The following is a 12,860-nucleotide window of genomic DNA, read 5'->3' on the forward strand; positions in this document are numbered from 1 at the left end:
AATTTCCAATTGAATAAGAACAATATACAAATAAAGAGGCTATTCACTTGTTGTGAGATAGCCTCTTGAGTAATAAAATTCTAAGTTTTAGATTGCTTTGGCCCCGGCTTCTGCAACTGTGTGGTCATTTTCAACTGAACTTCCGCTTACACCTATGGCCCCTATTATTTCGCCGTTTCCGGTTTTAATTGGAATACCTCCCGGAAAAGTAATAAGTCCATTGTTTGAATGCTCGATATTATATAAAGAGCCTCCGGGTTGTGATAGCTCACCGACAATTCCGGTATTCATATCAAAATAACGGGCTGTTTTTGCCTTTTTGATAGAAATATCAAGAGACCCTAACCAAGCGCCGTCCATACGACCAAATGCTACTAAATTTGCCCCTGCATCTACCACGGCAATATTCATCTTGGTGTCTATTGCGATCGATTTTTGTTTTGCTGCTGCAATTGCTTTTTCTGCTTGCGCCAATGTAATGTTCATAATTTTCTATTTTAATATTAGTGTGATGCAAATATACCAGCAGTACTGTGGCATCTTGTTACTAAAACGGCTCAATAACTTATGAAAAAAGGTCATAACATTAGGCTATCATGCCGTGTGGGTCGATAACAAACTTTTTAGCGACTCCGCTGTCGAATGCCGCATAGCCTTTTGGGGCATCTTTCAGACTTATCACTTCTACATTTACAGCCTTAGCAATATCAATTTTATCGTACAATATGGCATTCATCAATTGCTTATGATATTTCATTACTGGTGTTTGTCCTGTATGAAAAGAATGGGATTTTGCCCATCCCAATCCGAAACGGATTTTCAGACTTCCTTGCTGTGCAGCTTCATCCTTTGCTCCCGGGTCTTCAGTTACATACAGACCGGGAATACCAATTTGACCACCCGCTCTGGTTATCGCCATAGCCTGGTTTAACACAATAGCCGGCATTTCTTTTCCAGCATTGGCACCATGCCCACTAGCTTCAAAACCTACACAATCAACGAAACAATCTACTTCGGGGATACCAACGATCATCGCTATTTGTTCTTCAACAGGAATGCCATTGGTCAAATTAATGGTTTCACAACCAAAGGTTCTAGCATGCGCTAGACGCTCTTCATTAAGATCACCTACAATAACTACAGCTGCACCTAATAATTGACAACCCGCAGCACAGGCCAGTCCTACTGGTCCTGCTCCAGCAATATATACAACCGAACCAGCGGTTACACCTGCCATAACCGCTCCATGAAATCCGGTTGGTAGAATATCGGAAAGCATCGTCAAGTCCAATATTTTTTCCATGGCTTGATCCTTATCGGGAAATTTTAATAAGTTAAAATCGGCATAAGGCACCATTACATACTCTGCTTGACCTCCTATCCAACCTCCCATATCAACATATCCATAAGCCGCTCCCGGACGATCTCCGTTTACATTTAAACAGATGCCAGTTAAACCGGTTTTGCAATTTCTACAACGGCCACATGCAATGTTAAAGGGTACAGAAACCAAATCTCCTTTTTTAATAAACTCAACGTCTCGGCCCAATTCTATAACCTCTCCAGTGATTTCATGGCCCAATACCAATCCCTTTTCGGCCGTTGTTCTACCTCTCACCATATGCTGGTCTGAACCACAAATATTAGTGGCTACTATCTTTAAGATAACACCGTGTTCACACTTTCGATCTCCCAATGCTAGCTTGGGATAGTCTATTTCCGTCACTTCTACTTTTCCTGGTCCCATATAGGAGACGCCGTGATTTTTACACATAATTGTCTTATTTTATTAAGGTTAATAAATAATTTCCATTGAAAGTTACAATTAAACTTTTGGCAATTACTTATGAAAAGAGGTCAATAATTATGAAAAGGGTCTAATGTCCTAAATTTAGAGAAGTATTAATTATATAGGCAATGAATAGGGTAGTGTATTAGCAGACTTCTTTTGGACTAACACCGAATTTATTTTTAAAGGCGGTACTGAAGTTTGAGAGGTTATTGTATCCAAATTCCAAGTATATCTCAGATGGCTTACAAATTCCTTCTTCTAAGAGTCTTTTGGCTTTTAAAAGCCTTTTGTCATGAAACCATTTTCCCGGTGATACGTTATACTCTTTAAAAAAATAACGCTTAAAAGTCGAGAGGCTCATATTGCAGAGGAACGCTATTTCTTCCAATTTTAGGTTAGAGTGTATCTTGCTATCGATCAAAATTTTAAAGGGTGAGCTTTTATTAACTATCAATGAATGTAAATAAAACTCAAATTTTCTTCCGTATTTTTGAAGCAGATAAAGCAATAACTCTTCAAATTTCACCGCAAGTAAATTTTCCATAAAAACGGGTGGAGCATTGCTTATTGTGGATAGTGAATTTAAATACGATGTGATGTATGCATCATTTCTTATAATAAAATAGGGCGTTTCGTCCTTTAGTGGTTCTTTATTTTCGGCATGTCTTTCTAAAAATTCCTTAAGTTTTCTATCTGAAAAAAAGAAGAGTTTGCAATAGTAAATTGCTTCGGTGTCTAACAATTCTGTCCAAAGCCAGTTCCCTTTTTTAAGCAATAGCGATTGGTCTTTATTTACCGCAATCGCTGTACCTGCAAAGTGAACTTGTTTTTTGCCAACTTGTAAAAAGCTAAACATATTCATTCCTAAATTGACTTTGCTTTTTACAACATCATGGGTCATCTTAAAATCATACACAAACAAATCGGGAGTTTTTTTATGGTCCTTTATGTAGATTTCTGGTATGTTTTCTATTGGCATTTGGTATTTTTCATCTTGCAATTAACAGTGCGTAGTTGAGAGGCGACAAATTAATTGCGTTGAGTTTTCGGTTAACAAGGTACTTAATTAAACGCAAAAACGGTCCAGGAATATACCGGGACCGCGATTGCTTTTATAATCTCTAGGTTGATTTTTTGTAAAATTGGTTGCGTTATTTTTAATTTTCCACTAATGGAAAGTCAACATCTACTTTGGTCAGCGCATGGGCATAGTTAGTAAATGTAATAGCGATTACTACCGCAATAAAGTCCATAAGGGCCTTCGCATCGTATCCTTGATCAAAAAAGGATTCTCTAACATCAGCATCAATATGTCCTGCTTTCTCGGCAATTTGTTTTGCCATAGTGGTAAGCACTTTTAATTTTGGATCCTTGATTGTGGCATTTCTCAGTTCAACCGTTTCGGCATCTGAAAATCCGTTCATTTTAGCAATTGCCGTGTGTGCAGATTTGCAATAGGTACAATTATTAACTTGAGATACGGCAAGTTTAATCGCTTCAATTTCTTTGTTTGAGAAGCTACCTTTTCCTGCATTTCCCGAAAAGGTTAGGAAGTTATCTAATGCATTGCTGGAATAACCAATAGTTGCATATAAGTTAGGAACCATTCCTAATTGGGCATTTAATTGATCAAAGAGTTTTTGGCTTTTTTCATTAACATCCTTTTTTGTTGGTACTGAAATTTTTGTTACATTTTTCATGATATACTGTTTTTAATGATTTATTAATTATCTACAGTACAAATGTAAGCTGGAAGGGAGCTTAGAAGGTAATCAATACTACCTACTTTGTTGGCAATACTTCCCGGTTCCGGAATTTTTGTGGAGAATTACCTTCTTGTTTACGAAAAAAGCGACTAAAACTTTGTAGGTCTGAAAACCCTAAATCAAAACCTATTTCGGAAATAGACTTTTCAGAATAAATTAGTAATCGTCTTGCCTCAAGCATTATTCTGTTTTGAATGAATTGCTGAGGCGTTGTAGCGCCATATTTTTTAAATAGGTTGGAAAGGGTTTTTGGTGATTTAAACAACAAAGCTGCATACTCCGTCACCGTGTGCTTGGTTTTAAAGTGTTGTTCTACCAGATAATTGTATTCTCTTATGGCATCTATGCTCTGTGTTCTAAGTTTTGACACCATATTTTGTTCTTTATAAATACGTGTACATAAAATTAGAAGCCGCTTTAGCATCATCTGCAACATTTCCAATTGTAAATTATCTCTGGATTTCATCTCGATATATAGCATCTTAAACAAAGTTGTTAGCACATCAATGTGGTTTTCATCGAGTTTTATGATAGGAACCGTAGAAGCGCCATAATATAATATGCCTTTGCATCCTACCTCGATATCGTGATCCACCACGCAGTAAAATGTCCTATTCCATTTAATTAGTGTCGCCTGTATTATTTGATCTACCCTAATAGTATGAAACTCCGTCAAGCTTATAATGTCATTCGCGTTAAAAATATAGTCAATCGCGTCTATATTAATCTTATTGTTATCGGTCTTGAACCAAATAAGTAATAACTCACTTTGTTTGGATTCATTAAGTATTTTGGCGTATGATTTGTCGATGTCAACAATCTCCAGATATTCACTGTTTTGACCTGTAAATTTCAAGTTTTTCTTGTTTTATAAATGTGAATCATTCTATAGTGTATAAATATACCGACTTCTCACTATTTTTTTGGATATGAGAAATTTTATAGTGTATTTTTGGATCCAAAATGAACGAATATTAATTAGACGACGCGTAGGGCTGGCATCGGAGGACTCATTGAGAAATGCGCAATTTCAGTATCTTCAACATCACATTTTCGGTTATTCGGTCGCACTTGCTAAAACCAAACTCAAAAATATTTTTATCGTTTGTTACTTCGTAAAGTTTTTCTTTTAGCATTTCTTTGGCGCGATACAGCCGTACTTTTACATTGGCGATACTTATATCCAAGGCAATACTAATTTCTTTCAAGCTCATTTCTTCCACTTCTTTTAGTATATAAACCGTTTTATATTTTATGTCTAAATGATCTATCGCATTTTCCAATAATTGTTTTGCTTCATTCCGAATCATTTTCTCCTGCGGATTTAATTGTTTACTGTCTGGAATTTCCAGAATTGTATTGGGTCTTAGATTAGTTAATTGTTCGTTTAAATGAACTAATTTCCCTTTTTCCTTTAAGCGAGCCAACGCCTCATTTATTCCTATTCGAATAAGCCATGTGGAAAATGAAGATGCTAATTTGAATTGATACAGTTTAGTAAAGGCTTTTAGGTAGCTATTCTGCATTATATCTGCTATCTCAGCCTCGTCTTTTAAATATGTTCGAATAATTCGATACAATTTTTGATTATTTCGTCTCACCAAAATTTCGTAGAGCTCTTTCTCTCCAGCCAGAATACGCCTTATTACTTCCGATTCTTTTATTGTATGAGTATTAGAATCATGCATCTTAATAGCTTCCATAGTTCTTTGTGTTTTGCTTTAGATAAGGATTCAGAAAAAAAGTTACAAAAATTTGTATCCTTTTTAATTATCTGCTATCAAAAGAGTAAACAAATTTATAAATAATTAAAAAGTAAAATTATGGATTCGAACGTGCAATTAGTAAGAAACCTGTTAAAGTATACCTTTGGCTTAGTGCCAATAGTTGCAGGATTAGACAAATTTACAAACATTTTAACCGACTGGAGTCAATATATTTCTGAAGGCTTTGCAGCAATTCTTCCTTTTGAACCGGCTACCCTAATGATGATTGTAGGTATAATTGAAATTGTTGCCGGTATTCTTGTGCTAACAAAAACAAAGTTTGGAGCATATGTGGTTTCCGCCTGGTTGGTGGTTATTGCATTAACATTACTGTTTAGCTGGAGTTTTGTAGATGTTGCGGTAAGAGATTTGGTTATGGCTATAGCCGCTTTTTCATTGGCTAAATTATCTGAAAACAATTTAAGTAGAGGTTAATGTACAGTTGTGATCTTAAATTCATCACCTAATGTTAAATTATAACGTGATATTTCTAAACCAGTAATAAACCCCTCAACATGAAGAGTTTTTTTTGTTTTAAACCTCCTTAAAAAAATCTTCGCTTTCGTTCACGGGTTAAGTTTAAAATATATATATTGGGCTTCCACTTACTAAAACTATGGAAGAAAAAATAAAATATGAGATGGAGTTTCCGATACATGTATCTCCTTCTCTTTTATACCAATATATTTCTACCCCAAGCGGGATGAGCGAATGGTATGCCGATAATGTTAACTCTAGAGGTGAGTTTTTTACCTTTATTTGGTCTGAAAGTGAAGAAAAAGCCAAATTATTAGGGAAGAAAAGTGGCGAACGTATCAAGTTTCGATGGGTTGAGGATGACGACACCGACTACTATTTTGAGATGCGCATTCAGGTAGATGAAATTACCAAAGACGTCTCCTTGATGGTAACCGATTTTGCTGAAGAAGATGAAATTGAAGAAGGAAAAATGCTTTGGGAAAATATGATTTCCAATCTGAAACAGATATTGGGATCTACCTAAAAAGTTATAGAATATAGTATCTTTGCACCGTCCCGTACAAAAGGGACGGTTTTTTTATGCTCAATCTCAACGGGAAGCTAATTTCATCATCTGAAATTTCAGAAAACAGAGGACTACTGTATGCCGATGCACTCTTTGAAACCATAAAAGTGTCTGCCGGAAAACTATTTTTTTGGGAGGATCATTACTTCAGATTAATGGCTTCGATGCGAATTTTACGAATGGAAATCCCCATGAATTTCACCATGGAGTATCTGGAGGAGCAAATTCAGAAGACCTTGCAAGAAACAGATAAGTCACAAGCGTATCGAGTGAAAATTTTGATATGGCGCAAATCCGGAGGGAAGTATAGGCCGCACACCAATGATATTGAGTATCTGATTTCGTATGAAAAACTGGAAAATCCATTTTACACCCTCAGTGATCGTCCCTATACAGTTGAATTGTTCAAAGACTATTACGTTAATTCGGGCCTGTTGTCTACCCTTAAATCAACCAGTAAAACGATCAACGTATTGGGTAGTATTTTTGCCAAAGAAAACGATTTTGACAATTGTTTATTGCTGAATGAAAACAAACAGGTTATTGAAGCATTGAATGGAAATTTATTCCTAGTGTCCGGTTATAAAATAAAAACCCCTCCTTTATCCGACGGTTGCCTAAACGGAATTATACGAAAACAACTCATCGCTATTATTGGGCAACTACCAGATTATATATTGGAAGAAGCTTCGGTCTCGCCTTTCGAACTTCAAAAAGCAGACGAATTATTTATTACCAATACCATTGTTGGAATTCAACCAGTTACCAAATACCGTAAAAAAGAATTTGTAAACCTTGTCGCAAAGGACCTATTGGCAAAATTAAATGTAAAAGCTCGCTTGGGTTAGTTGTAAATAGGATTCTCAGGGGCATTTGACCAAATGACATAATCGCCGCCAAATTCGATCATTTTTTCCTTCCAAAAGTTGTCATAGGATTTTCCAATGATGTCATTTTTGTAATTGTTAGGTACAACCACCCAACTATTTACTTCGAGTTCTTGCTCCAGTTGTTGACTTTCCCATCCTGAATACCCTAAAAAGAAACGGATCTGGTCTTCATGTAATGCGTCTTCTTGAAGCAATCCGGTGATCGCATTGAAATCACCACCCCAATAAATCCCGTTTGAAATTTCGATACTGTCGGGAATAATTTCAGGGATTCTATGTATAAAATAAAGATTGTCTTGCTCAACGGGCCCTCCATTATAAACGCGTAGGTTTGAATTGACCTCCGGGATGAAGTCTTTCAGCTTGTATTCTAAGGGTTTATTGAGGATAAAACCTACGGATCCTGTTTCGTTGTATTCTGCCAATAGCACGACCGATCTGTTGAATGAAACATCACCAATGATAGATGGTTCAGCAACGAGAAGTACTCCTTTGGTTGGTTTTAATGAAGTCATCTATAGAGTTTATCGAATTAAATCTAAGTATTAATTTCCGAAAAAGCAACAGATTGCTTTTAAACTATACTTTATTTCAATAAAAAACCCTTCCAAATGGAAGGGTTTTTTGTCAAATTCGTTTGCGCAAAATTAGTTTACACTTTTTGCTAAGTCAGAACCTGCTTTAAATTTAACTACTTTTTTAGCAGCAATTTTAATAGTTTTTCCAGTTTGAGGGTTTCTTCCTTCTCTGGCAGCTCTTTTAGATACTGACCAAGATCCGAAACCTACTAATGATACTCTGTTTCCCTTCTTAAGAGATTTCTGTACATTTCCTAAAAAGGACTCTAATGCTTTTTTTGCAGCTGCTTTAGTGATTCCGGCACTCGCGGCCATTGCATCGATTAAATCTGATTTGTTCATAGTTTACTGTTTAAATTAAATTGTTGGTTAAACTTCAATTAATTGCTCTACAAATTTAATCGGATTATCGGTTCATGCAAGGAATGACGCGGGAAATCGCCATATTTGTTAATAACTTAGAGCCTTTGTTAATAAAGAATGCGATTTTTTCTGAATTTTAACGAAATCAATAGCAGTAAGGCTTTACAACATTTTAGCAGCGTCATCGAATGAATAACCGTTCAATAGATCGCGAATTGCCATTTTTCGCTTTCCGGCTAACTGCATTTCCTCAATATATAGGTAGCCATTCTTTACCGAAATTTTCATTTCCTTTTTAGTCGCTGTAATGCTTCCAATTTCGTCTTGATGGGACGCAATAACTACAGTTGCATGGTGAATTTTTACCACCAACTCTTCTGCGCCATTTCTAAGTAAGGACCAGGCACCGGGATAGGGGGAAAGGCCTCTTATAAAGGTGTCGATCTTTGCTGCAGCTTGTTTCCAATCGATTCTGGTATTCTCTGTATGAAGTTTTGGGGCTTCTTTTAAATGGGTACCCTGCTTCTGTACTTGTGTGACAACAGGCCCTTTTTCCAGTAATGAGACCGTTTTCAGCACCAATTCACTTCCCAAGTGCATCAAGGTGTCGTGAAGGGTTCCTGCCGTTTCATTTGGTGATATAGCCACTTCATCTTGTAAAATAATTTCTCCGGTATCAATCTTGTCATCGATAAAGAAGGTGGTGACTCCGGTTTTGGTTTCGCCATTGATGATGGCCCAATTAATAGGAGCAGCCCCTCTATAATTGGGCAATAAGGATGCATGCAGGTTAAAGGTGCCATATTCGGGTAGGCTCCAAACCACCTTTGGCAGCATTCTGAAGGCCACTACAATTTGCAGATTGGCATTTAGCCCTTTTAGTGCTTCCAAAAAAGCAGTATCCTTTAAATTGGTTGGTTGTAATATGGGAAGCGCTTGGGAGAGCGCATATACTTTTACAGCCGAAGGCCTTAATTTACGTCCCCGTCCCGCCGGCTTGTCTGGAGCTGTGATCACGCCAACAATGTTTTTTCCTTCTTCCACAAGTTTTTGTAGCACCCCAACGGCAAAGTGGGGAGTCCCCATAAAAACGATTCTAATGTCTCTCATTTGTTTCGGTAAAATTGATTTTTGGAATTCCTCCTAATCTTTTCGGCATCCAATAACAATTGCAATACATGCACGATCTTAGCTTCGGTAAAAGTAAGCCTTTCTGAAATTTCCCTCGAATTCAATTCCTGTTCTTCCAATAAATGTAGTATCGCGTCTGCAATAAGCTTCACTTCTTTTTTGGTCGCCTTTGTATCTTGTGATGCACAAACACTGCATATACCACAGGGAGGCACTTCGGTCTCCCCAAAATAACGAACCAATTGAACACTTTTACAATCATTTGAATTTTCAACGTAATTCAAAACAGAAGCTACCTGACTTGCTTTTTTCTCGTTTAGATTGGTTACCTCTTTCGCAATAATGTTAATGGTCTTATCATCTTCACGAGGCACTAAAAAGCTAAGAGTTGCATCGGTTTCATATAAGGTGAGCTCCAACAATTGATCGCGTTCAAATAACTTAAGGGTTTCAATAATCCGTTTTATGGATTGGCCGCTCTTGGAGGCTACGAGTTCGAGATTGATAAAAGTAGGCGTGTCGAAGATCCCGCTGTACAAACGAAGGATGGTCTTTCCAATAACCGATATAGCAGGGTCTTTGCTGAAATATTGAAGGAGTACTTCGGAAGATACTAAAAACTGAAGCTTCGATTTTCGTCCAAACTCCTGTGATAGTTGAAGGACTCCCAATCGGTCCAACGCATTTAACCCATTATAAGTGCGCAAGGTGTTGAGTTGGTAAGTCTGGCAGAATTCTGTAAAACTGAAATTGTGTTCCGTAAATTCACCCTCCCCATATGGAATCTGAAAATAGTTGTTTAACGTGCGATACAGCTTTTTTAAATCTTTTGCCGAAGCCAATGAATCGACAAATTGTTTTCTTACCAGCAACTTGTCATATTCGTTGAAGAGGATGACCGCAACGGCATAAGCACCATCCCTACCGGCCCGACCCGCTTCTTGAAAGTAACTCTCCAGACTTTCCGGGAGTTGGGTGTGAATCACGTATCGAACCGTTGGATGATCAATACCCATTCCAAAGGCGTTGGTGGCTACCATGGTTTTCACCTTGTTCGATTTCCAGTTTGCAAGTCGCGTTTGCTTATCGTTTTTCGAGATACCACCATGAAAATACGTACTGCTAATACCTAGACTGTTTAGCTCATTGGCTGTTTCAACAGCCGCACTTCGGCTGCGCACATACACTATGGCCGATTCGGTATTCGACTTTAATAATTGCTGCATTCGATAGAGTTTGTCATTTTCGAAACACACCTGATACGAAAGATTTTCGCGCACAAAGGATTGTTTGTAAACTCCCGGAAGTTCCATCTGTAGCTGTATAATGGTATCTTGTAGGACTTCGGGAGTTGCTGTGGCGGTAAGGGCAATAATTGGTATCAAGGGATGCAGTTCCCGCAGCAAATGGATATTTTTATAAGCCGGCCTAAAATCATTCCCCCATTGCGAAATACAGTGCGCTTCGTCTACTGCGATTAAATTTACATTCATATGGCGTATCGCATTTTGCACCATTTCCTGCTGAAGTCGTTCCGGGGAGAGGTATATGAACTTATAATTACCGTAAATGGCATTGTCCAAGGCTGTTCGCAATTCGTCAATAGAAATACCGCCGGTAATACTCATGGCTTTTATGCCTCGTTCCTGAAGACTTTTAACCTGATCGTTCATTAGAGCCACCAAAGGAGAGATTACCACACCTATGCCTTCCATCGCCATCACCGGAATTTGAAAACAGAGTGATTTCCCGCCACCGGTTGGTAGCAATGCCACCGTGTCTTTTCCGTCCATCACAGAAGAAATAATCTCTTCTTGCATGGGTTTGAAGGAAGTGAAACCCCAATACTTTTCTAGTATGCTTAGCGGTGTATTCACTGTTTTGGGGTCAGTTGAGAAAGAATATAATCTGCCCTGCTATCTACATTTCCAACAGGCACTTCCTTGACGTGATATCCGTATTTTCGATATCCTTGCAGCAGGTAGTGATAGATTTTTTCGGCCTCTTCGAAAGATTCGTAGCGTTCGTTGTCCTGCTCATAAATATCCTCCCAGGGGGGTAATAAGAAAACGGTATCGTACCGATGGGTCGTGCAGGTTCTGTAGAAGTAATCGGGATAACGAGACTGGATATAGTCCATATAGGCCGTCACATCGGGCATTCCTCTGTCGTAGAATAAAAATGGAATTCGGTGTAAACTACCCTCATTGAATTGTTGTAACCGGCCTTCCAATAACTTCTGACTAAAGAGCAGGGGGTTTTCCAGAAACAATTGCTCTATTCCTTCTTTTTGCGCTGTTTTGATAACGTCTCTGGAGATCTCATGCATACAAACATATCCTTGTTCTTCCAAATGTGATATCAAGGTGGTTTTTCCGGAACCAGGTCCGCCGGAGATCACAATTCTTTTAGTTTTCAAGCGTTACAATTTTGTACAAAGTACGTAAATATTATTGAGACCTAAAGTGTATCTTTGCGCTGCTCTTAATCTTTGAATTGCGAATGAAACAAGACAAGAAAACCACCGAATTCTACACGCGTTTAAAACAACAACTTACCGATGATACTACCTGGCCGGCACCGTATCTGTACAAGTTTATAGTTCCGGCCGACCTCGAGAAGATCGCCGAAATAGAAGCAATTTTTAACGGAACTGGTGCCGTTATTCAAACGCGGGACTCTTCAAAAGGGACTTATACCAGTGTTTCAATCAAAGTAGAGATGCATTCCCCTGAAGCTGTTATCGAGAAATATCTTGAAGTTTCTAGCGTCGAAGGGGTTATTTCTTTATAAATTTAGTATTTTGCATGACAGAATTACTTCAGAAGTACAAACCCTCCTTTTTTAATTAATATATTTTGATAGAAAATTTAGAATACAACACCGAACGACCTCATTTAATGATACCTGAATACGGTCGTCATATTCAGAAAATGGTAGACTATGCCATTTCAAAAGAAGACAAAGAAGAACGTAATAAAGTAGCCAAAAGTATTATCGCGGTAATGGGGAATTTAAACCCACACTTACGCGATGTGCCCGACTTTCAGCACAAACTTTGGGATCAACTTTTTATGATTTCCGATTTCAAACTGGATGCAGACTCACCTTATGAGATTCCTTCTCGTGAAGAATTGATGCAACGTCCTGAACCGTTGGAATACCCTCAAAACTTTCCTAAATATCGTTTCTACGGAAATAATATCAAGCGCATGATAGACGTAGCCAATAGCTGGGAAGATGGCGACATGAAAGATGGCTTGGTATTGACCATTGCCAACCACATGAAGAAGTGTTTCCTTAATTGGAACAAGGACACGGTAGAAGACGACGTGATCTTCAAACATTTATTTGAACTTTCAGATGGTAAGATCAATCTTAAGAATAGCGATGAAGACCTTTCCAAGGCGCACGATTTATTGAAGAGTAAAAAACGATTCAGTAGCAGCAGCAGCAGTAGTGCTTCAAGTAAGAAGAACTACAAAGGCAATCGCAACCGCAAACGATATTAACCTCCCTATAACGCAGT

General features: G+C 38.0%; 16 protein-coding genes. 5 read left to right on the forward strand and 11 right to left on the reverse strand.

Annotated elements, in window-relative coordinates; translation table 11 throughout:
- Window positions 1-87: 87 nt before the first annotated feature.
- The 6 genes from K8F54_RS06010 to K8F54_RS06035 form a co-directional block, all read right to left on the reverse strand.
- Window positions 88-486 carry a heme-binding protein gene (locus K8F54_RS06010; RefSeq protein ID WP_290788440.1) on the reverse strand — a complete coding sequence of 133 codons (399 nt, stop codon included), beginning with the start codon at window positions 484-486 and terminating at the stop codon, window positions 88-90.
- A gap of 100 nt (window positions 487-586) precedes the next feature.
- Complete coding sequence (fdhA, locus tag K8F54_RS06015) at window positions 587-1,774, reverse strand: formaldehyde dehydrogenase, glutathione-independent (protein WP_290788443.1); 1,188 nt, start codon at window positions 1,772-1,774, stop codon at window positions 587-589.
- A 160-nt stretch (window positions 1,775-1,934) separates the two neighbouring features.
- Window positions 1,935-2,771, reverse strand: coding sequence for an AraC family transcriptional regulator (locus K8F54_RS06020; RefSeq protein WP_290788561.1), 837 nt, complete (start codon window positions 2,769-2,771; stop codon window positions 1,935-1,937).
- Window positions 2,772-2,949: 178 nt separating this feature from the next.
- Window positions 2,950-3,492: a carboxymuconolactone decarboxylase family protein gene (locus K8F54_RS06025; protein ID WP_290788446.1), complete on the reverse strand. Its 543-nt coding sequence runs from the start codon at window positions 3,490-3,492 to the stop codon at window positions 2,950-2,952.
- A gap of 82 nt (window positions 3,493-3,574) precedes the next feature.
- Complete coding sequence (locus K8F54_RS06030; protein WP_290788448.1) at window positions 3,575-4,414, reverse strand: helix-turn-helix domain-containing protein; 840 nt, start codon at window positions 4,412-4,414, stop codon at window positions 3,575-3,577.
- Window positions 4,415-4,568: 154 nt separating this feature from the next.
- A complete protein-coding gene (locus K8F54_RS06035; RefSeq protein ID WP_290788450.1) occupies window positions 4,569-5,261 on the reverse strand; it encodes an RNA polymerase sigma factor in 693 nt (230 codons plus the stop codon).
- Window positions 5,262-5,381: 120 nt separating this feature from the next.
- Between K8F54_RS06035 and K8F54_RS06040 the strand changes: the two genes are divergently transcribed.
- From K8F54_RS06040 to K8F54_RS06050, 3 genes are all read left to right on the forward strand, one after another.
- Window positions 5,382-5,759: a DoxX family membrane protein gene (locus tag K8F54_RS06040; RefSeq protein ID WP_290788452.1), complete on the forward strand. Its 378-nt coding sequence runs from the start codon at window positions 5,382-5,384 to the stop codon at window positions 5,757-5,759.
- Between the two features lie 181 nt (window positions 5,760-5,940).
- Window positions 5,941-6,327: an START-like domain-containing protein gene (locus K8F54_RS06045; protein WP_290788455.1), complete on the forward strand. Its 387-nt coding sequence runs from the start codon at window positions 5,941-5,943 to the stop codon at window positions 6,325-6,327.
- Between the two features lie 56 nt (window positions 6,328-6,383).
- Window positions 6,384-7,217 (forward strand): aminotransferase class IV, encoded by an 834-nt coding sequence (locus tag K8F54_RS06050; RefSeq protein WP_290788459.1) that lies wholly within the window; start codon window positions 6,384-6,386, stop codon window positions 7,215-7,217.
- Here K8F54_RS06050 and K8F54_RS06055 read toward each other — a convergent pair.
- The 5 genes from K8F54_RS06055 to K8F54_RS06075 form a co-directional block, all read right to left on the reverse strand.
- Window positions 7,214-7,774: a YqgE/AlgH family protein gene (locus tag K8F54_RS06055; RefSeq protein ID WP_290788462.1), complete on the reverse strand. Its 561-nt coding sequence runs from the start codon at window positions 7,772-7,774 to the stop codon at window positions 7,214-7,216. The two genes, K8F54_RS06050 and K8F54_RS06055, sit on opposite strands and share 4 nt — an antisense overlap.
- 132 nt (window positions 7,775-7,906) lie before the next feature.
- Window positions 7,907-8,179, reverse strand: coding sequence for an HU family DNA-binding protein (locus K8F54_RS06060; RefSeq protein WP_290788465.1), 273 nt, complete (start codon window positions 8,177-8,179; stop codon window positions 7,907-7,909).
- 183 nt (window positions 8,180-8,362) lie between these two features.
- The gene (gene fmt / locus K8F54_RS06065; RefSeq protein WP_290788469.1) at window positions 8,363-9,310 is read right to left on the reverse strand and encodes a methionyl-tRNA formyltransferase; all 948 of its coding nucleotides are present in this window, start codon (window positions 9,308-9,310) and stop codon (window positions 8,363-8,365) included.
- The gene (locus tag K8F54_RS06070; RefSeq protein ID WP_290788472.1) at window positions 9,307-11,208 is read right to left on the reverse strand and encodes a RecQ family ATP-dependent DNA helicase; all 1,902 of its coding nucleotides are present in this window, start codon (window positions 11,206-11,208) and stop codon (window positions 9,307-9,309) included. Before K8F54_RS06070 ends, fmt begins: the two co-directional genes overlap by 4 nt.
- Entirely contained in the window at window positions 11,205-11,750 is a 546-nt protein-coding gene (locus tag K8F54_RS06075) for an ATP-binding protein (protein ID WP_290788475.1), read from the reverse strand. The genes K8F54_RS06070 and K8F54_RS06075 overlap by 4 nt, the downstream gene beginning before the upstream one ends.
- 83 nt (window positions 11,751-11,833) lie before the next feature.
- Here K8F54_RS06075 and K8F54_RS06080 point away from each other — a divergent pair, with 83 nt between their 5' ends.
- Window positions 11,834-12,124, forward strand: a complete 291-nt coding sequence (locus K8F54_RS06080) for a DUF493 family protein (protein WP_290788478.1) — start codon at window positions 11,834-11,836, stop codon at window positions 12,122-12,124.
- Between the two features lie 65 nt (window positions 12,125-12,189).
- On the forward strand, window positions 12,190-12,843 hold the full coding sequence (locus K8F54_RS06085) for a DUF4290 domain-containing protein (protein WP_290788481.1): 654 nt from the start codon (window positions 12,190-12,192) through the stop codon (window positions 12,841-12,843).
- Window positions 12,844-12,860: the final 17 nt, after the last annotated feature.

It is taken from the genome of Altibacter sp., assembly GCF_019913785.1.
In the GTDB taxonomy this organism is placed as follows: domain Bacteria; phylum Bacteroidota; class Bacteroidia; order Flavobacteriales; family Flavobacteriaceae; genus Altibacter.

Excerpts from the sequence above, each read along its gene's own strand:
- K8F54_RS06035 (WP_290788450.1), bottom strand. The coding sequence starts at position 5,261 with ATGGAAGCTATTAAGATGCATGATTCTAATACTCATACAATAAAAGAA.
- K8F54_RS06045 (WP_290788455.1), top strand. The coding sequence starts at position 5,941 with ATGGAAGAAAAAATAAAATATGAGATGGAGTTTCCGATACATGTATCT.
- K8F54_RS06020 (WP_290788561.1), bottom strand. The coding sequence starts at position 2,771 with ATGCCAATAGAAAACATACCAGAAATCTACATAAAGGACCATAAAAAA.
- fmt (WP_290788469.1), bottom strand. The coding sequence starts at position 9,310 with ATGAGAGACATTAGAATCGTTTTTATGGGGACTCCCCACTTTGCCGTT.
- K8F54_RS06050 (WP_290788459.1), top strand. The coding sequence starts at position 6,384 with ATGCTCAATCTCAACGGGAAGCTAATTTCATCATCTGAAATTTCAGAA.
- K8F54_RS06025 (WP_290788446.1), bottom strand. The coding sequence starts at position 3,492 with ATGAAAAATGTAACAAAAATTTCAGTACCAACAAAAAAGGATGTTAAT.
- fdhA (WP_290788443.1), bottom strand. The coding sequence starts at position 1,774 with ATGTGTAAAAATCACGGCGTCTCCTATATGGGACCAGGAAAAGTAGAA.
- K8F54_RS06055 (WP_290788462.1), bottom strand. The coding sequence starts at position 7,774 with ATGACTTCATTAAAACCAACCAAAGGAGTACTTCTCGTTGCTGAACCA.
- K8F54_RS06060 (WP_290788465.1), bottom strand. The coding sequence starts at position 8,179 with ATGAACAAATCAGATTTAATCGATGCAATGGCCGCGAGTGCCGGAATC.
- K8F54_RS06040 (WP_290788452.1), top strand. The coding sequence starts at position 5,382 with ATGGATTCGAACGTGCAATTAGTAAGAAACCTGTTAAAGTATACCTTT.
- K8F54_RS06010 (WP_290788440.1), bottom strand. The coding sequence starts at position 486 with ATGAACATTACATTGGCGCAAGCAGAAAAAGCAATTGCAGCAGCAAAA.
- K8F54_RS06080 (WP_290788478.1), top strand. The coding sequence starts at position 11,834 with ATGAAACAAGACAAGAAAACCACCGAATTCTACACGCGTTTAAAACAA.